Raw genomic sequence first — 16648 nt, forward strand, 5'->3', positions numbered from 1 at the left:
ATTGATAGTCAAAAACTTCCTGATTTTAAGGATAAACCTATGGCGTTAGAGAAATGCCGTCAAGGTCCAGGCGACTGGGCCGTCACGGGAATGAAACCATGTCCGCCATCCTCGACTGCACCGACAAAGACACGCAGAAATTGCTGGGAGGCAGTGCTGCCGGCCCTGCCGGAAGGGTGTTCAGCCCCGGCCACCGCTGGAAGGTCCTGGGCATCGGTGTCGCCGCCAACGCCAGTTTCTCGGCCACCTTCTCCGGCATACCGGCAACGGCGGTCGTGCTGCGTCAGGGCTACCACCTAAGCAATGCCGAACTTGGCCTCGCACTCGGCCTTCTCGGCTTGGGCGTTGCGCTCAGCGAATTGCCCTGGGGCTTGCTCACGGATCGCTGGGGCGATCGCCGCGTGCTCCTGATCGGGCTTGGCGCGACGGCGGCCTGGCTCCTTGCCATGGCCATGCTCGTCGTGCCGAAGAGGTCGGGCGTTCCCGATGTCATGCTCCTGGCGGCAAGCCTGCTCCTCACCGGACTGCTCGGCGGCAGCGTCAACGGCTCGAGCGGCCGCGCCATCATGGGCTGGTTCCGGGAAAACGAGCGCGGTTTCGCCATGAGCATAAGGCAGACGGCGGTGCCACTCGGCGGCGGTCTCGGCGCGCTTGTCCTGCCGTCCCTTGCGCTCGCTTTTGGCTTTTCCGCGGTGTTCGCGCTGCTGGCGGGCGCATCCGCTCTCTCCGCGCTGTTTGCCTGGCGTTGGCTGCACGAGCCGCCGACGGCGGCTCACGTCGCTGCGTCCGCCGTGGCCGGACCGGCGCCGCTGCGCAACATCGAGGTCTGGCGCATCGCCACCGCCATCGGCCTGCTCTGCTTCCCGCAGGTCGCGGTGCTCACCTTCGCATCGGTGTTCCTGCACGACTTCGTCGGGTTGGGGACGGCGGCGATCAGCGCGAGCCTCGCAACCGTGCAGATCGGCGCCATGGTCATCCGCGTCTGGAGCGGCCGCTTCACCGACCACAATGGCAACCGTCGCCAGTTTCTGCGCTCGTGCGGTGCGCTCAGCGGGTTGGCCTTCTCTGTGCTTTGGCTGATGGTCCTGGCCAGCCCCGCATTGCCGGGCGGCCAGTCCTTTCTGATCGCCGTCCTTCCCTTGGTGTTGATTGTCGCGGGCATCTCGGTCTCCGCCTGGCATGGTGTCGCCTATACCGAGCTTGCCACGCTTGCCGGCGCCGGCCATGTCGGAACCGCGCTCAGCCTGGCTAACACCTTTGTCTTCGTTGGCTTCTTCCTTGTGCCGGTGGCCATTCCGGGGTTGCTGCACCTCTGGTCCTGGTCCGGTGTCTGGCTGTCGGCTGCCGTCTGCGCGCTGATCGCCTGGCCGGTCTTCCTGCGACCCGCCTGAACGCTCCGGCCGTAAAACCGCCCGACTTCGAAACCACGACCTTGAGCCGACTGAGAAAACCCGATCGATCCCGTTAACGTCCCATCAAGGTTAATGCATCATTTTGCTCTCCAGTGGGGTCAGTAGCGTTCCTGGAGAGAGTTCCGTGCATCGACGCGTCTTGAAGCGGCTTGTCGCCGCCGCCGGTGAGAAGAAACGCAATTTTGTGTCTCCTTTCATCATCGGCCTCGGCATCTGGATCGGCTTCCCGACCGTTGCCGCCTATCAGGACATGACCAGTCTCGTCTCCGGCCTCGAATCGCCGACCGCGCGCTGGAATTCCTATGTCGAGAGATCCGTCGCCGGTTCGACCCATGCCGCCGAGATGCCCTTTGTCGATTCCGACGTCACCGGCTCGATCTCCGGATCGGGCATTCATCTGGCTGGCGTCGGCAACGTGTCGTTTCGCGGCAAGGGCGGCAAGGTCAGTGGCTCGCCCGACGAGGACCGCGTGGTGCGCGCCGACAAGAAAGGCCGCATCGTCCAGGTGTCTCCCGTTGCGCCGCCGAAAAACTTCAACGCCGGTTCGATCTTCCAGCGGACCTCTTCCTTGATGCGGCCGAGCATGGACGGCGGCCTGAAGATGGCTTTCGCCAAGCCGCAGATCAAAGGCAAGGAAATCCAGATCGCCGCGGAATTCCACGCGCGTGAGGACAAGAAGCCGGATCCCGGCGTGCCGGCCATGCTTGCCGCCCTGGTCAACAACGATCATCCGGATGTTCTGGCGACGGCCTACGCGCAATCCGAGCCGGACTATGCCAAGGCCTCGCCCTTCGAAGCTCTGCTGCAGGATGAGCAGCCCAATAGCGGCCGCTTTATTCCGCCGATGGCCAAGGGCGACCATTCATGGATCCAGAACCCGCTTCCGGCCAGCGTCTTCTCCAAGCCTGAGCAAAAGTGCCTGGCCAATGGCATCTATTTCGAGGCGCGGAGCGAATCCGTGCGCGGCCAGGCCGCCGTTGCCCAGGTCATCCTCAACCGCGTGCGCAATCCGGCCTATCCCAATTCGATCTGCGGCGTGGTCTACCAGAATGACAGCTGGTTCAACCGCTGCCAGTTCTCCTTCGCCTGCGACGGCAGGAGGAAGCGCATCGACAGCCCTGCCGCTTACAAGACCGCGCAGGATATCGCCATGGCCGTCACCGCCGGCAAGATATTCATTCCCGAGGTCGGATCGTCGACCCACTACTATGCCCAATATGTCCATCCGGGCTGGGCGCGCACCATGCAGAAGATGACGAAGATCGGCCTGCATATCTTCTACCGCACCTATGGCGGGGGCTGGAGCTGAGGGCTCGCCGGCCGATGGTCTTTTTCGCCGGCCACAGGCTCGATCAGGGAGCCGTTGCCGGGGGGATTCGTGCGGCGCATCCACATCATCGCGACGGGCACGATGTCGCACCTCTCTAATTTGTTGATTTTATTGCCTAAAATACATGGCAATGATCTTCCGCCCGTGGCTTGACGGGCGCAAACCCTCTAACTATGTTGCCGGCGACTTTAGAAGCGGACGGACGGTGACGGTCTGACCGGGCAGGGGGGTTGCGATGGCCGACAAGAATGGGCCAGACGGAACCGGAGAAACCGGCCGCGGCAAGCAGCATGAAACCGGCATCCGCGACGACGATCTTGAGCGACGTCGGCGTGAACTTGAAGCATCGCTTGCGACAAGGCTGCCGAACCGGCTCGAGGGGAAAGACGACGCGAAAGCGGGCAGTGCGGCCGGTTATGGCCAGGCGGTCAAACTCTCCAGTGAATTTATCGCTGGTGTGGTGGTGGGCGCCGGCATCGGCTGGATCATCGACCGTATGGCGGGGACATCGCCGTGGGGTCTGATCGTTTTCCTGCTGCTTGGTTTTGGCGCCGGCGTGCTCAATGTCATGCGTTCGGCAGGCGTTGTGGCAGAATTCGGACAGGGCGATAAATCGCGCTCTGGCCGGGACGACAGCAAATGACCGCCCTTCAGGCGGCATTCGGAAATAGCCGCCCTCGTGCGGCAATGGTAATTTGGCCGTACGCGGCATTGACGGGGTTAGAACGTGGCAGCTGACAAGGTCGATCCGATCCACCAGTTCCATATCATCAAGCTGGTTCCGATTAACATCGGCGGCTACGACCTGTCCTTCACGAATTCGGCATTGTTCATGGTCGCGACCGTGGTCGTCGCCGCCGCGTTCCTGTTCCTCACGACATCGAGCCGCAGCCTGGTTCCCGGCCGCCTGCAGTCGATCTCCGAGATGGCCTATGAATTCGTCGGCAACATGCTGCGCGATGCCGCCGGCACGCAGGGCATGAAGTTCTTCCCCTTCGTGTTTTCGCTGTTCATGTTCGTGCTGGTCGCCAATCTGCTCGGCCTGTTCCCCTATTTCTTCACCGTCACCAGCCACATCATCGTCACCTTCGGCCTCGCCGCCTTGGTGATCGGAACCGTGGTGGTTTATGGCTTCATGAAGCACGGTCTCGGCTTCCTGAAACTCTTCGTGCCGCATGGCGTGCCGGTGTTCTTGCTGCCGCTCGTGGTGCTGATCGAAGTCATCTCCTTCGTCTCGCGGCCGGTCAGCCTCTCGGTTCGTCTGTTCGCCAACATGCTTGCCGGTCACATCACGCTGAAGGTGTTTTCGGGCTTCGTCGTCAGCCTCTCCGCTCTCGGCGCGGTCGGCGTCGCGGGCTCGGTCCTGCCGCTGGCCATGGCGGTGGCGCTGACGGCGCTTGAATTGCTGGTCGCCTTCCTGCAGGCCTACGTCTTCGCGGTGTTGACCTGCATGTATCTCAACGACGCCCTGCATCCCGGGCATTGAGGAAAAGTTTCCGGCCCAACGACGTCGGCGCCGGATGGAAACGCAACGGAATTTCAGATCCAAAGGAGTTGAACAAATGGACGCAGAAGCAGCAAAGTACATCGGCGCCGGCATCGCTTGCCTGGGCATGGGTGGCGCGGGCATTGGCCTGGGCAACATCTTCGGCAGCTACCTGTCGGGCGCGCTGCGCAACCCGTCGGCTGCTGATGGCCAGTTCGGCCGCCTGATCTTCGGCTTCGCCGTGACCGAAGCTCTGGGCATCTTCTCGCTTCTCATCGCGCTGCTGGCCCTGTTCGGCTGAGCCAGGCTTTGGGAAGATTGGACAGGCCGGCCGCGCAAGCGGCGGGCCTGATATCTGGGGATAGTCCATGTTCGTGACATCTGCCTTCGCGCAAGAGTCCGCGCCATCAGCCGATACCAGCCATGCTGCGACCGGAGCCGATACGCACTCCGGTACCGGCGTGCCTGCCGAAGCGCATGGCGCATTTCCGCCCTTCGATCCTGCGACCTTCCCGTCGCAGCTTCTGTGGCTGGCGATCACTTTCGGGCTGTTCTACCTCTTCCTGAAGCGGGTCGTGGTGCCGCGCGTCGGCGGCATCATCGATGTCCGCAACGATCGCATCAGCCAGGATCTCGATCAGGCGAGCAAGTTGAAGGGCGAGGCCGACGCCGCCGTTGCTGCCTACGAGCAGGAACTGGCGGAAGCCAAGAAGAACGCCAGCTCGATCGGCCAGCAGGCCGCCGATGCTGCCAAGGCGGAAGCCGAGACCGCGCGCAAGAAGATCGAGGCCGCGCTCGACGAGAAGCTTGGCGAAGCCGAGGCGCGCATTTCTTCCATCAAGGCCAACGCCATGAAGGAAGTCGGCAGCATCGCCGAGGACACTGCTTCGGCGATCGTCGAGGCCCTGGTCGGCGGCAAGGCCAGCAAGGCCGAGATCGCGGCCGCGGTCAAATCCGTGGCCCGGTGAGGAGCGCATCATGGACGCTACATCTCTCGCAACGCTTTGGGCCACGATTGCCCTGATCATCTTCCTGGGCGTCGCCATCTACATCAAGGTGCCCGGTCTTATCGCCAAGGCGCTCGACGCCCGCGCTGCCAGGATCAGCAGCGAACTCGATGAGGCCCGCAAACTGCGCGACGAGGCCCAGCAACTGCTCGGCCAGTACAAGAAGAAGCGCAAGGAAGCCGAGCAGGAGGCTGCCGACATCGTCGCGGCCGCCAAGCGCGAGGCCGAAATGCTCGCCACCGAAGCGCACAAGAAGACCGAAGACTATGTTGCCCGGCGCACGGCACTTGCCGAGCAGAAGATCGGTCAGGCCGAGCGTGACGCGGTCGCCGAGGTGCGCGCCAGTGCCGTCGACATCGCCGTCGAAGCCGCCCGCGCGCTGCTCGCCGCCAAGGTCGACGTCAAGGCCGGAGCCGACCTGTTCAAGGCTTCGCTCGCGGATGTGAAGGCCAAGCTGAACTAGGCTGACAACATTTGGAAATCAGAAAGCCGCCGGGGCAACCTGGCGGCTTTTTTGTTTCAGCGCTGAGGTCAACGCTGTCGATCTCCGAACGAGAGCGGAGATCGCCCACTCGGCCAGTTTGCTCAATCGAGCTCTGCGAAGCTCTCTTCTTCGGTCACTTCCGCCCCGCCCAGCCTGAACGGCGCGAACGACACGCGGTGCAGCCGTGCAACCGGGCCATGCGCCTCGATCGCCGTGCGGTGGCGGGCCGTGGCGTAGCCCATATGGACCTCGAAGCCGTAGCGGTCGTGGTGGCTGCCGCAGCCGCACATCATGCGGTCGCGCATCACCTTGGCGACGATCGAGGCGGCGGCGATCGATTGCGAGCGCTGGTCGCCCTTGATCAAGGCGCGTCCGTCGCACGGCAGTCCAGGCGGCACGTCGCGGCCGTCGGCAAGCGCTAGCTTCGGGCGAACCGACAGCCCGACCAAAGCGCGGCGCATCGCCTCGAGGCTCGCCTTGAGGATGTTGCTGCCGTCGATGCCCTCAGCGCTGATCGAGGCCATCGAGACCGCTTGCGCGGAGCCGAGGATGCGCAGGAACAGCGCCTCACGCTGCAAATGGCTGAGCCGTTTGGAATCGTCGAGGCCTTCGGGGATGTTGGCTGGGTCGAGCACCACCGCTGCCGCGACCACCGGTCCAGCCAGCGGCCCTCGGCCAGCCTCGTCCATCCCGGCGACCGGCCAAAGCCCATCCGCCATCGCCTTCGTTTCGAAGGAGAAATCGGGTTTCTCGACGATTTCGAAGAGAAGCGGAGAATCGGAACGCGCGCGAGCCATGTTGCGGCGAGGTTCGCATCGGCTCCGATTCTCCGCAAGTCCCTCCGGGTCGGGTGGGGCGCCGGACCGGGAGGGCACCGTCTGCAGGCCGGGGCAGGCCGGACGGGATTTTGTGCGCCGTGGCAGCTCAAACCGCCGCGGCGAATTGCAGTCTCACAGCAGCATCAGCTGCTCCTGGTCCTTTCCGGCGGCGACGAACTGGTCGGTGCGCAGCGTGCGCCGTTCGGTGTTGAGGCCAAGCCGCTTGGCGGTGATTTCGAAGCGGCGGCCGATCTGCCAGGCGTAGGGTCCGGCGCCCTTCATGCGCTTGCCCCATTCCGAATCGTAATCCTTGCCGTCGCGCATCGAGCGGATCAGCGACATCACGTGGCGGTAACGGTCGGGATAGTGGCGCAGCAGCCAGTCCTTGAAGATCGGGCTGACCTCCAGCGGCAGACGCAGCACGACGTAACCTGCCTCGCGCGCACCGGCGGCGTACGCCGAATCGAGGATCCGCTCCATCTCCTGGTCGGTGAGGCCGGGGATGATCGGCGCCACCATGACCGAAGCCGGAATGCCGGCGTCAGAAAGCTGCCGGATCGCTTCGAGCCGCTTGGTCGGCGTCGACGCGCGGGGCTCCATCGTCCTGGCCAGTATGCGGTCCATTGTCGTCACCGACAGCGCCACCTTGGCCAGCCCGCGTTCGGCCATGCGCGACAATATGTCGATGTCGCGCGTCACCAGAGCGGATTTGGTGACGATGCCGACCGGATGGCCGCGCGCTTCCAGCACTTCCAGGATCTCGCGCATGATCCGGTACTGTTTCTCGATCGGCTGGTAGGGATCGGTGTTGGTGCCGATGGCGATGGTGCGCGGCTGGTAGCCGTCCTTCGACAGTTCCTTGTCAAGCAGCCGCGCCGCATCCGGCTTGGCGAACAGCTTGGATTCGAAATCCAGCCCCGGCGACAGGCCCATGAACGCATGCGTCGGCCGCGCGAAACAATAGACGCAGCCATGTTCACAGCCGCGATAGGGGTTGATCGACCGGTCGAAGGAGATGTCGGGCGATTCGTTGCGGGTGATGATGGTGCGCGGCTTCTCCACCTGCACCTCGGTCTTGAACGGCGGCAGTTCCTCCAGCGAACTCCAGCCATCGTCGAACACATGCCGGCTGACCGGTTCGAAGCGGCCGGACGGATTGATGCCCGCCGACCGTCCGCGGTTGCGGTCCGGACGGATGCGCATGCCACTCTGCTCGATCATCGCATTGGCCATTTCGGCTCGCCCTGCCCCGAAGGCTGCAATGTCGGCGCGCACGATCGGTTCCATCTTGGCCCGCTCCCAGGGACTGTCCATGTTGTTTCGAATCGCTCTGTTCATGAAATTATTCCTATTTTGCCGATGAGAACAAAGCAAGAACTTTCTATGCTGCGCCGCAAAAACTGGCGCTATGCGCGGCTTTCCGCTATTCGGCTAAATATGCTCAGTGTTCTCATCGAAACCCGCAATGACGAGGAGGCTCTCGCCCGTACGCTCGGCTCGCTGATCGGCGGCGCGGTGGAGGGCGTGGTGCGCGACGTCATCGTCTGCGACACCGGCTCCACCGACCAGACGCATCATGTCGCCGAGCATGCTGGCTGCCACTACGTAGCAAGCGGCGGCATCGCCGCCGGGATAAGGCAGGCCAAGGGCGATTGGCTGCTGTTGCTGGAGCCGGGCGCGCGGCTGGTGGAGGGCTGGATCGACGCGGTCGTCGCCCACACGGCGAGGCAAACCATGGCGGCACGGTTTTCTCGCGCGCGCGGCAGCCGCGCGCCGTTCCTCGCCCGGGTCTTTTCGGGAAACCGCGCGCTCGCCGACGGGCTGGTGATCAGCAAGCGCCAGGCGGCGTCCCTGTCGAAAAACGCCGGCAGCGCCGAGGCGCTGGCGCGTGGCCTGGCGACGAAGAAGCTCGAAGCCGAGATCTGGGTGGCGCCGCCCAAGCAGCAGCCCCGGGCGCCGAAGTGATTTTTTGCATCTGCTCTGTTCATTGTGCGTTGCACAAAATGCGACGTAAGATTAGCTTTCTCGCGCCGGGTGAATTGGGTTTGGGTCATGCGAGTGGTGGGCACCGATGCGGCATCGGATGTCACCCTCATGGAAGAGGACCCGATGACCCTTTCAACGCCCGATAAATCCGGAGCCGCCAGTCTCGAGGCCATTGCGCGCAACGGCAGCCTACTGCGGCGCATTGCCGTGCGCATTCCGACCTATCTCACGGACCTGCGCGAAAACCCTGCCTGGCTGCCGATGTTCATGCTGGCGCGCACCATGCCTGGGCGCCGGATGCATTGGCTGGGCGCAAAGCGCGCGCGTCCTGCGGACAATATCGGGGATACGATGTTTTCCGGTGTCGCGCGGGCGGCCGTGGTCGATGCGCTGCGTTCCGACGGCCTGTTTTCAGGCCTCGCCCTGCCTTCGGAGATCCATGAAGAGATCGCGGATTTCGCGGGGCGCACGCCTTGCTTCGGCAATTTCGACCGCCGTCTCGAATTCATGCCGGGCGAGCATGCCCAGGCCGAGAAACGCCTGGGCCGCTCTCTGCTCAGCGGGCACTATTTCGAGCGCATCCTCGACTGCCCGGCCGCACTCGCCGTACAGCGCGATCCGCTGCTTCTCGACATTGCCGCGCACTATCTCGGCGCTCAGGCGAAACTGATCACGACGCGCGTCTGGTGGAGCTTTCCGACCGGCGAAGCCTCGGACGCCGACAAGAACCTTGCCTCGCTAGGCAAGTATCACTTCGACCTCGACGACTGGCGCATGCTGAAGTTCTTCTTCTACCTCAAGCCGGTCGACGCCGACACCGGGCCGCATGTCTATGTCAGGGGCAGCCACAGGCGCCGCGCCATCAAGCACCAGCTCACCCTGTTGGTCGGCCATGCCGCCCAGGAGGTGCTGGACGTCTATGGCGAGCAAAGTCCGGTAACGCTGACCGGCGAAGCCGGCCTCGGCTTCGTCGAGGATCCGTTCGGCTTCCACATGGGCACCGTGCCGGCGCGCACGCCGAGGCTGATGCTGGAAGTCGGCTTCGGCGTCTCGCGCCCCTCGCGCCGGCGCTTTCATGGTGAACCAGTCATCCGCTGAGGGCGGACTGTTGGAAGCGCAATTCCGCGTATTACTTCCCGCGCCGCAGATGCTCGTCCAGGCGCGGCATGATCTCGACGAAGTTGCAGGGCATGTGGCGGTAGTCGAGCTGCGCCTTGAGGATGCCGTCCCAGGCATCCTTGCAGGCGCCGGGCGAGCCCGGCAGCACGAAGACGAAAGTGGCGTTGACGACGCCGCCGGTTGCCCGGCTCTGGATCGTCGATGTGCCGATCTTGTCGTAGGAAATGCGGTGGAACACTTCGGAAAAGCCATCCATGCGCTTTTCGAAGATCGGCTCCAGCGCCTCCGGCGTCACGTCGCGCCCGGTAAAGCCGGTGCCGCCGGTGGTGATGACGACATCGATGGCCTTGTCGCGCGACCACGCCAGCACCGTATGGCGGATTTTGTCGCGGTCGTCGGTGACGATATCGCGGGCGGCCAGTATGTGGCCGGCCTCGGTGATGCGGTTGGCCAGCGTCTGGCCGGATTTGTCGTCGGCAAGGCTGCGCGTGTCCGAAACCGTCAGCACCGCGATACGCACCGGAACGAACGAACGGCTCTCGTTGATCCCAGCCATTTCACTCAGCCTCCGATGACATGCTGCGCGTCGCCGCGACGAACCAGTCGGGCTGGCGGCTGCGGATTTCGGCCGCCGCGCGCTTGGCGACATTGCCGGTCTCGAACAGGCCGAAACAGGTCGCGCCTGATCCCGACATGCGTGAAAAGCCTGATCCGGCCTTATCAAGCCATGACAGCGCGCGGCCTATGGCGGGCTGCTGCGCAAGCGCAGCTGGCTCCAGATCATTGCGGGTAATCTCCAGCCAGTTGCGCAGGCTATGGAAATCGATGCTGCGCGGCAGCGGCGGCAGGGGCTCGTTGTCGCGGCGGGACAGGGCCGCGAAGACATCCGCCGTCGAGACCGGCGTGCCCGGATTGACCAGCACCAGTCCCAGCGCCGAAAAGTCCGGCACCATCGACAGCTCGTCACCAATGCCGCGCGCCACCAGCGGCTTTGCCGCCAGACACATCGGCACGTCGGCGCCAAGCGAAAGGCCGATCCGCGCCAGGCCGGCGTCGTCCATGTCCGGGGCCCATGCCTGCGCCAGTCCGCGCAACACGGCCGCCGCATCGCTCGACCCGCCGCCGACGCCGGAGGCAACCGGCAGGTTCTTTTCCAGCTTTATCGAGACGGGCGGAGTTCGCCCGGAGCCAACCTCTCGCCGCAAGGCATCGCGCGCCTTGAGCACAAGATTGCTGGCGTCGAGGGGAACCGCTGGCGCGTAGCGGCCGGACACGGCGAAATCGTCGCTATCGGCGAGCGCGATCTCGACCCTGTCGCCGAAGCGCGTGAACACTGCCAGGCTTTCGATCAGGTGATAGCCGTCAGCACGCCTGCCGGTGACATGCAGCGCCAGATTGATCTTGGCGTGCGCGTGCCAGGTGCGCGAACCGATCTCGGTGTCCACGGCGTCAGTCGTATGGGGGATGATGCTCAGTCCTTGGCCAGCCGGTATTCGCCGGTCTTCGGGTCCTTGACCAGCGTTCCCATCGCGCCATTGGCCGCCTGCTTTTCGGTGCGCCGTACCTTGGCCGTCACACGCTCCGCTTCCCGGATGAAGGTGCGGTAGCCGAAATAGGCGGCGGCGCCAACGACGGCGAAGAAGATGATCTGCGGCATGTCACAACTCCTACCACGCTGGGCCGGCGAAGGCGGCCGGTCGGGTCGGTTGATGCATGTCGCCCAAAACTGTGTCCGGTGTTGGGAAAACGGCATGCATAGGACTTCAAACCTTCATGCTAGACGCTTTTGCGCGGTTTTCAAAGCCCGAAGCGAGCCCACAATGCGCGCTCTTCCGCCGCATCGATGACGCCGCTGGCGGCAGCGGCGGCGATATCGGGCGCTGAAAAGCCCTTGCTCGAGCCGAACAGGCCGAAACGGCCGAGGAAACCGCGCGGCGCGGTGATCAGCCTGAGCTGGGTCTTCGCGCCGAACCGGGTCTTCAGCACCGTGCGCATGTCGCCGAGCGCATCGACGAGGCCGAGCTCCAGACCCTTCTTGCCGGTCCAGAACAGGCCGGTGAACAGATCTGGATCGTCCTTCAGCTTCGTGCCGCGCCGCTCCTTGACCAGATCGATGAAGGTTTCATGCACCTCCAGCTGCAGCGCCTTCAGCCGCTCGACGTCCTCCTTCTTCTCGGGCTTGAACGGATCGAGCACCGCCTTGTTCTGGCCGGCGGTGTGGACACGGCGTTCGACGCCGATCTTCTTCATCAGTTCGGGAAAGCCGAACGAGGCCGAGACCACGCCGATGGAGCCGACGATGGAGGAAGGATCGGCAAAAATCTCGTCGCCGGCGACCGCGATCATGTAGCCGCCCGAGGCCGCGACATCCTCGACGAAGATCAGCACCTTTTTGTTCTTTTCAACCGCCAGGTCGCGGATGCGCTTGAAGATCAGCCGCGACTGCACCGGCGAGCCGCCGGGCGAATTGATCGAGATGGCGACCGCCGGCGCATCGAAGGAAAACGCCTTTTCGATGAGGCCGGCCGTCGAGGCCAGCGACAGATTCTGCCGGAACTGACCGCCGGCCATGATCGTGCCATGCAGCCGGATGACCGGAATGGTGACGACGGTGGAGCGCCAGGATTTCGGCAGCAGGCGGTTGAAAAGGCGTTTCACGAGGGCGTGGTCTCCGGTCGATGGGTTGCAGGCATGTAGGGATTTCCCGGCCAACGGCAATGCGGCGGCCAAGAATAGCTCAATCTCCAAACAGCGAGGCGAGACCGTTGGCAATCATTTCGCTTCGCTCGTCGGGGCCGTTGCCCGATTGCGCGTGCAGCATCAAAGACGGACGGATGGCGAGCTTTCCCCGCGCACCGAGCGCTGCCCGCACGATGATACGGATCGCCGCTGCGTCGGGGCGAGGGTGCACGGCCAGCATCTCGGCATCGCCGAAACGGCCCGACATCGCGTCGAGAATGGCGCCGAGCTGTTCGGGACGCGCGATGACGGCAAGCCCGCCGCGCGGCCTGACCACCGCCGCCGCACTGCGGATCCAGCTTTCGAACAGCCCGTCCTCCATGACATGGGCTTCCTTTCGCAGCCGGTCCGGCGTGGCGCGGTCCCGGGCGGCGTTGAAGGGCGGGTTCATGATGACGAAGTCGAAATCATTGTCGGCCAGACCGACCGCCACCCGGGCCCGGCCTGAAACCGTGACGTCGGCGACGAGCACGGATGCGCGATCGCTGAGATGCGCATTGCCGGGGTGAGCAAGGGTGGCCGATGCGAAGGCGGCCATTTCCGGCGCGCGTTCGACCAGAACGGCCTGGGCAGCCGGGCAGCGCGACAGCACCGCCAGGCCGGCAGCGCCGGCGCCGGCGCCGAAATCGGCGAGACGTCCGCCAAAGACGGACGGCACCGACGCCGCAAGCATCATCGCATCCATGCCGGCGCGATGGCCGCCATGCTTGGGCTGCACCAGCCAGAACCGGCCGCGATGGAAGGCATCGACCGTATGGGCCGGCGTGTCCGGGCCAAGGGTGTCAAGGGCAGGGGCGGCTGGCGCGGCCGACATTATTTTGTGCGGATCTCGTTGGCAATGCCGGCATCCCTGAGGATGCGACGTGCGGCATCGGCCTGGTCGGCGTCGACCATGACGCGCTTCTGCAAGAGACCGATCGACCCTTCGAGAATGCTCATATTCTGATCGGCGACAAAGCAGGCGATACCGGCGTCGCGCATCAGCGATTCGACGAAGGAGATGATCACGGCATCGTTGGTACGGACAAGTTCTATCATCATATGAAACTCGCAGTTTGCGTCATTGATGTAAACGGGCAGGGGATTCCGTGGCGGAGCCTCGCTCCCTCCCGTGCCGGTTGCAGGCTGTCGCCGGCGCCGCGCCAATTCGCCACTTGCCGTGGCCGTGTCCGCCGCCCTAGAGTCTGGATAGGGATTAAGGGTGCCGTCGCACGCGTTACAACAAGACGGGAGTGATTGTCGTGGGTGTCGTTCTCAACATCGAAAACGGGAAGCGGGAGCCCGCCTCCATCAAGGATCTGATCGATCTGACGGCGGCCGATATGGGACGCGTCAACGAATTGATCCTGTCCAAGGCCGGCTCCGACGTCGAGATGATTCCGGAGGTCGCCAACCATCTGATCTCGTCCGGTGGCAAGCGGCTCAGGCCGATGCTGACGCTCGCCGCCGCGCAGATGTTCGGCTATGCCGGCGAAGGCCATGTCAAACTCGCCACCTCGGTCGAGTTCATGCACACCGCGACTTTGCTGCACGACGACGTCGTCGACGAGAGCGGCATGCGCCGTGGCAAGAAGACCGCCCGCATGATCTGGGGCAACCAGGCAAGCGTGCTGGTCGGCGATTTCCTGCTTGGCCAGGCCTTCCGCATGATGGTCGATGTCGGCTCGCTCGAAGCGCTCGACATCCTGTCGAGCGCCGCCTCGATCATCGCCGAGGGCGAGGTCATGCAGCTCGCCGCCGCCAAGAACCTTGAAACCACCGAGGACGAGCACTTCGCCGTCATCAAGGCCAAGACAGCCGCGCTGTTTTCGGCCGCCGCCGAAGTTGGACCGGTCATCGCCCAGGCAACGCGTAATGATCGCGCTGCACTGCGCTCTTACGGCATGAATCTCGGGCTCGCCTTCCAGCTCATCGACGATGCGCTGGATTATGGCGGCACCAGCAAGGATTTGGGCAAGAATGTCGGCGACGATTTCCGGGAGGGCAAGGTGACCCTGCCGGTCATCCTCGCCTACCGGCGCGGCACCAAGGCCGAGCGCACCTTCTGGAAGCGCGCCATCGAGGACAATGTCGTCGACGACGCGGGTCTGGAAAAGGCGATCGGCCTGATGACTCGTCACGGCGCCATCGCCGACACGATCGGCCGCGCCCGTCATTTCGGCGAGATCGCCCGCGACGCTCTGGCGCCGCTCGAAGAAACGCCGCAGAAATCGGCGCTGATCGACGTCATCGATTTCTGCATCAGCCGGGTGAACTGAGAAGGCCGACCTTTCGCCGAATTTCCCCTCGCTTTGTACTGGGGAGAATCTTGGCGAACACGGCTTCGCCGTCTCGACAAGGTGCCTTGCCGCAAATTATCTATAAAACATGGCAAAGGGCACGGACGACACCATCGCGGTGCGCATCAGCAAGGCGCTGGCGGACCGCATCATCTCGGGCGCGATCGAGCCTGGAGCGCGGCTGCGCCAGGATCATGTCGCCGAGGAATTCAACACCAGCCATGTTCCGGTGCGCGAGGCCTTCCGCCGTCTGGAGGCGCAAGGCCTCGCCGTCAGCGAACCGCGCCGCGGCGTGCGCGTCGCGGCTTTTGATCTCGGCGAGGTCAAGGAGGTCGCCGAAATGCGGGCCGCCCTCGAAGTGCTGGCACTGCGCCACGCCGCGCCGCATCTGACGTCAGCCATTCTCGATCTCGCCGAGGAGGCGACCAAGGCAGGCGACAAGTCCCGCGACGTCCGATCCTGGGAGGAAGCCAACCGCGACTTTCACCGGCTGATCCTGGCGCCGTGCGGCATGCCGCGCCTGCTCGCCACCATCGACGATCTGCATGCGGCCAGCGCCCGCTTCCTTTTCGCGGCATGGCGATCGGAGTGGGAAACGCGTACCGACCAGGACCATCGGGCGATCCTGACCGCCTTGCGGCAGGGAAATACCGAATCGGCCGCGGCGACATTGGGTCGGCATGTCCAGTGGATTGGCCGCAAGCCGGTCAAGACGGCGTCCGGCGCGACGCGTGAAGCCTTCGCGATCGTTGGTTGATGCCTGTCACCCAGAAGTGGCCCTCAATTTGGGGCGACATCCACAAAGCAATGGCCTGAAGCACATCGCGACGCAGTTCAGACGCTCTTTGTCGTGGGAAGGCTTGCTATGTCGCGAGAAATGTGGATTCGATAATAGATCGAAAATAGAAATTATCTATAATTTCAAATCGACCGAAGGGACCCTCATGACAGACATCGCATTCACGCCCCGCAAGCCGTCCTTCAGCCCGCTTCGGCTTCAGGACCGCTCGCTCGCCTGGCAGGTCGGAGCCGTCGTGCTTGGCACGCTGTTCCTGGCGCTGTCTTCCTACATCGAAGTGCCGATGGTGCCGGTTCCCGTAACCATGCAGACCTTCGCGGTGACGCTGATCGGTGCGCTCTATGGCTGGCGGCTTGGCGCGGTCACTATCGCGGCATGGCTTGTCGAGGGCGCTGCCGGCTTTCCGGTGCTGGCTGGAGGTGCCGCCGGCGTCGCGCATTTCGTCGGGCCGACCGGCGGCTATCTCTTCGCCTTCCCGATCACCGGCGCCCTGGTCGGCTGGCTGGCCGAACGCGGCTGGAACGGCAACAGGGTGGTGCTTGCCTTTGCCGCCATGCTGCTCGGCAATCTTGCCTGCCTGGTGCTCGGTACCGCATGGCTTGCCGTCATGATCGGCACTGAGAAGGCCATCACCTTCGGCTTCCTGCCCTTTATTGTCGGCGGCTTGCTGAAGTCGGCGCTTGGTGCGGCGACTCTGATGGCACTTCGCGGCGGCAAGGCGAAGCCGGCCAATCCGTGACGATCAGGCTGCGCGCCCATCATCTCCTTTGCCTGCTCACCTATGTGGGCAAGGGATACAGCCCCGCCTTCACCGTTAATTATGACGTGATCGCGGAGCGCCTAAGCGGGGGCGAGGACATCCTCCTCGTTTCCGGTCCTGACGACATCTGCGCGCCTTTGCTCGACGGGCCGGAGCCGCATTGCCGCAACGAGAGCGTCGTCGAACGGGACCGGCTTGCCGCACGCGATGTCGGGGATGTTCTGGCCCTGCCAATCCAGCCCGGCGTCCGCCTCGATCTCGACGCGGCAATCCTGGCGCGGCTGCGACAGGCGTTCTCCGTTGGTGGCGTGCGCAAGGCTTGCGGCGGCTGCGAGTGGAGCGAGCTGTGCGGCGCGATTGCGGCCGGCGGCTTTGCCGAGACGAAGGTGCGGCGGCCCATCGTGCAGGACTGACCTTGACGCCGGCTTT

The 16648-nt window shown here is 64.2% G+C and carries 21 protein-coding genes; 13 read left to right on the forward strand and 8 right to left on the reverse strand.

Going from position 1 to position 16648, the window contains the following annotated elements; all coding sequences use genetic code 11:
- Positions 1-98 precede the first annotated feature (98 nt).
- The 7 genes from AB4Z43_RS17995 to AB4Z43_RS18025 all read left to right on the forward strand — a co-directional run bounded on the left by AB4Z43_RS17995 (position 99) and on the right by AB4Z43_RS18025 (position 5698).
- A complete protein-coding gene (locus AB4Z43_RS17995; protein WP_441938643.1) occupies positions 99-1391 on the forward strand; it encodes an MFS transporter in 1293 nt (430 codons plus the stop codon).
- A 145-nt stretch (positions 1392-1536) separates the two neighbouring features.
- Entirely contained in the window at positions 1537-2721 is a 1185-nt protein-coding gene (locus tag AB4Z43_RS18000; protein WP_064983065.1) for a cell wall hydrolase, read from the forward strand.
- A gap of 256 nt (positions 2722-2977) precedes the next feature.
- Complete coding sequence (locus tag AB4Z43_RS18005) at positions 2978-3385, forward strand: AtpZ/AtpI family protein (protein WP_441938644.1); 408 nt, start codon at positions 2978-2980, stop codon at positions 3383-3385.
- An 84-nt stretch (positions 3386-3469) separates the two neighbouring features.
- Positions 3470-4228, forward strand: a complete 759-nt coding sequence (locus AB4Z43_RS18010) for a F0F1 ATP synthase subunit A (RefSeq protein ID WP_019856924.1) — start codon at positions 3470-3472, stop codon at positions 4226-4228.
- 76 nt (positions 4229-4304) lie between these two features.
- Positions 4305-4529 carry a F0F1 ATP synthase subunit C gene (locus tag AB4Z43_RS18015; protein ID WP_013896722.1) on the forward strand — a complete coding sequence of 75 codons (225 nt, stop codon included), beginning with the start codon at positions 4305-4307 and terminating at the stop codon, positions 4527-4529.
- Between the two features lie 67 nt (positions 4530-4596).
- Positions 4597-5196 carry a F0F1 ATP synthase subunit B gene (locus AB4Z43_RS18020; RefSeq protein WP_441938645.1) on the forward strand — a complete coding sequence of 200 codons (600 nt, stop codon included), beginning with the start codon at positions 4597-4599 and terminating at the stop codon, positions 5194-5196.
- Between the two features lie 10 nt (positions 5197-5206).
- Entirely contained in the window at positions 5207-5698 is a 492-nt protein-coding gene (locus AB4Z43_RS18025) for a F0F1 ATP synthase subunit B (protein ID WP_019856926.1), read from the forward strand.
- 122 nt (positions 5699-5820) lie between these two features.
- On the opposite strand, the gene AB4Z43_RS18030 is transcribed toward AB4Z43_RS18025, so the two are convergent.
- Positions 5821-6516: a ribonuclease HII gene (locus AB4Z43_RS18030; RefSeq protein ID WP_019856927.1), complete on the reverse strand. Its 696-nt coding sequence runs from the start codon at positions 6514-6516 to the stop codon at positions 5821-5823.
- A gap of 153 nt (positions 6517-6669) precedes the next feature.
- Entirely contained in the window at positions 6670-7824 is a 1155-nt protein-coding gene (locus tag AB4Z43_RS18035; RefSeq protein WP_027046604.1) for a PA0069 family radical SAM protein, read from the reverse strand.
- A 150-nt stretch (positions 7825-7974) separates the two neighbouring features.
- On the opposite strand from AB4Z43_RS18035, the gene AB4Z43_RS18040 reads away from it, so the two are divergent.
- The gene (locus tag AB4Z43_RS18040) at positions 7975-8502 is read left to right on the forward strand and encodes a glycosyltransferase (RefSeq protein ID WP_019856929.1); all 528 of its coding nucleotides are present in this window, start codon (positions 7975-7977) and stop codon (positions 8500-8502) included.
- Between the two features lie 144 nt (positions 8503-8646).
- A complete protein-coding gene (locus AB4Z43_RS18045; protein WP_441938646.1) occupies positions 8647-9621 on the forward strand; it encodes a hypothetical protein in 975 nt (324 codons plus the stop codon).
- Positions 9622-9652: 31 nt separating this feature from the next.
- On the opposite strand, the gene moaB is transcribed toward AB4Z43_RS18045, so the two are convergent.
- The 6 genes from moaB to AB4Z43_RS18075 form a co-directional block, all read right to left on the reverse strand.
- On the reverse strand, positions 9653-10198 hold the full coding sequence (gene moaB / locus AB4Z43_RS18050) for a molybdenum cofactor biosynthesis protein B (RefSeq protein WP_064983060.1): 546 nt from the start codon (positions 10196-10198) through the stop codon (positions 9653-9655).
- A gap of 1 nt (position 10199) precedes the next feature.
- Positions 10200-11087, reverse strand: a complete 888-nt coding sequence (locus tag AB4Z43_RS18055) for a 4-(cytidine 5'-diphospho)-2-C-methyl-D-erythritol kinase (RefSeq protein WP_441938647.1) — start codon at positions 11085-11087, stop codon at positions 10200-10202.
- A 26-nt stretch (positions 11088-11113) separates the two neighbouring features.
- A complete protein-coding gene (locus tag AB4Z43_RS18060; protein WP_019856933.1) occupies positions 11114-11299 on the reverse strand; it encodes a membrane protein in 186 nt (61 codons plus the stop codon).
- A gap of 140 nt (positions 11300-11439) precedes the next feature.
- The gene (locus tag AB4Z43_RS18065) at positions 11440-12300 is read right to left on the reverse strand and encodes a S49 family peptidase (RefSeq protein ID WP_019856934.1); all 861 of its coding nucleotides are present in this window, start codon (positions 12298-12300) and stop codon (positions 11440-11442) included.
- Positions 12301-12379: 79 nt separating this feature from the next.
- Positions 12380-13195: a tRNA1(Val) (adenine(37)-N6)-methyltransferase gene (locus tag AB4Z43_RS18070; protein WP_441938648.1), complete on the reverse strand. Its 816-nt coding sequence runs from the start codon at positions 13193-13195 to the stop codon at positions 12380-12382.
- The gene (locus AB4Z43_RS18075) at positions 13195-13419 is read right to left on the reverse strand and encodes a putative signal transducing protein (RefSeq protein ID WP_027041409.1); all 225 of its coding nucleotides are present in this window, start codon (positions 13417-13419) and stop codon (positions 13195-13197) included. Before AB4Z43_RS18075 ends, AB4Z43_RS18070 begins: the two co-directional genes overlap by 1 nt.
- A 203-nt stretch (positions 13420-13622) precedes the next feature.
- Between AB4Z43_RS18075 and AB4Z43_RS18080 the strand changes: the two genes are divergently transcribed.
- The 4 genes from AB4Z43_RS18080 to AB4Z43_RS18095 all read left to right on the forward strand — a co-directional run bounded on the left by AB4Z43_RS18080 (position 13623) and on the right by AB4Z43_RS18095 (position 16632).
- Entirely contained in the window at positions 13623-14639 is a 1017-nt protein-coding gene (locus AB4Z43_RS18080; protein ID WP_019856937.1) for a polyprenyl synthetase family protein, read from the forward strand.
- Positions 14640-14748: 109 nt separating this feature from the next.
- Positions 14749-15417: a GntR family transcriptional regulator gene (locus AB4Z43_RS18085; RefSeq protein WP_019856938.1), complete on the forward strand. Its 669-nt coding sequence runs from the start codon at positions 14749-14751 to the stop codon at positions 15415-15417.
- Positions 15418-15604: 187 nt separating this feature from the next.
- Positions 15605-16198, forward strand: a complete 594-nt coding sequence (locus tag AB4Z43_RS18090) for a biotin transporter BioY (protein WP_027046607.1) — start codon at positions 15605-15607, stop codon at positions 16196-16198.
- Positions 16195-16632 carry a DUF1284 domain-containing protein gene (locus AB4Z43_RS18095; RefSeq protein WP_064983053.1) on the forward strand — a complete coding sequence of 146 codons (438 nt, stop codon included), beginning with the start codon at positions 16195-16197 and terminating at the stop codon, positions 16630-16632. The genes AB4Z43_RS18090 and AB4Z43_RS18095 overlap by 4 nt, the downstream gene beginning before the upstream one ends.
- The last annotated feature ends 16 nt before the right edge of the window (positions 16633-16648 follow it).

The sequence above is a fragment of the Mesorhizobium sp. 2RAF45 genome (assembly GCF_052115225.1).
GTDB lineage: Bacteria > Pseudomonadota > Alphaproteobacteria > Rhizobiales > Rhizobiaceae > Mesorhizobium > Mesorhizobium jarvisii.

What these genes read in the sequence shown, in the direction of transcription:
- AB4Z43_RS18060 (WP_019856933.1), bottom strand. Translation starts at nt 11,299, where the DNA reads ATGCCGCAGATCATCTTCTTCGCCGTCGTTGGCGCCGCCGCCTATTTC.
- AB4Z43_RS18045 (WP_441938646.1), top strand. Translation starts at nt 8,647, where the DNA reads ATGACCCTTTCAACGCCCGATAAATCCGGAGCCGCCAGTCTCGAGGCC.
- AB4Z43_RS18030 (WP_019856927.1), bottom strand. Translation starts at nt 6,516, where the DNA reads ATGGCTCGCGCGCGTTCCGATTCTCCGCTTCTCTTCGAAATCGTCGAG.
- AB4Z43_RS17995 (WP_441938643.1), top strand. Translation starts at nt 99, where the DNA reads ATGTCCGCCATCCTCGACTGCACCGACAAAGACACGCAGAAATTGCTG.
- AB4Z43_RS18035 (WP_027046604.1), bottom strand. Translation starts at nt 7,824, where the DNA reads ATGGAACCGATCGTGCGCGCCGACATTGCAGCCTTCGGGGCAGGGCGA.
- AB4Z43_RS18025 (WP_019856926.1), top strand. Translation starts at nt 5,207, where the DNA reads ATGGACGCTACATCTCTCGCAACGCTTTGGGCCACGATTGCCCTGATC.
- AB4Z43_RS18075 (WP_027041409.1), bottom strand. Translation starts at nt 13,419, where the DNA reads ATGATAGAACTTGTCCGTACCAACGATGCCGTGATCATCTCCTTCGTC.
- AB4Z43_RS18085 (WP_019856938.1), top strand. Translation starts at nt 14,749, where the DNA reads ATGGCAAAGGGCACGGACGACACCATCGCGGTGCGCATCAGCAAGGCG.
- AB4Z43_RS18005 (WP_441938644.1), top strand. Translation starts at nt 2,978, where the DNA reads ATGGCCGACAAGAATGGGCCAGACGGAACCGGAGAAACCGGCCGCGGC.
- AB4Z43_RS18015 (WP_013896722.1), top strand. Translation starts at nt 4,305, where the DNA reads ATGGACGCAGAAGCAGCAAAGTACATCGGCGCCGGCATCGCTTGCCTG.
- moaB (WP_064983060.1), bottom strand. Translation starts at nt 10,198, where the DNA reads ATGGCTGGGATCAACGAGAGCCGTTCGTTCGTTCCGGTGCGTATCGCG.
- AB4Z43_RS18070 (WP_441938648.1), bottom strand. Translation starts at nt 13,195, where the DNA reads ATGTCGGCCGCGCCAGCCGCCCCTGCCCTTGACACCCTTGGCCCGGAC.
- AB4Z43_RS18090 (WP_027046607.1), top strand. Translation starts at nt 15,605, where the DNA reads ATGACAGACATCGCATTCACGCCCCGCAAGCCGTCCTTCAGCCCGCTT.
- AB4Z43_RS18040 (WP_019856929.1), top strand. Translation starts at nt 7,975, where the DNA reads ATGCTCAGTGTTCTCATCGAAACCCGCAATGACGAGGAGGCTCTCGCC.
- AB4Z43_RS18020 (WP_441938645.1), top strand. Translation starts at nt 4,597, where the DNA reads ATGTTCGTGACATCTGCCTTCGCGCAAGAGTCCGCGCCATCAGCCGAT.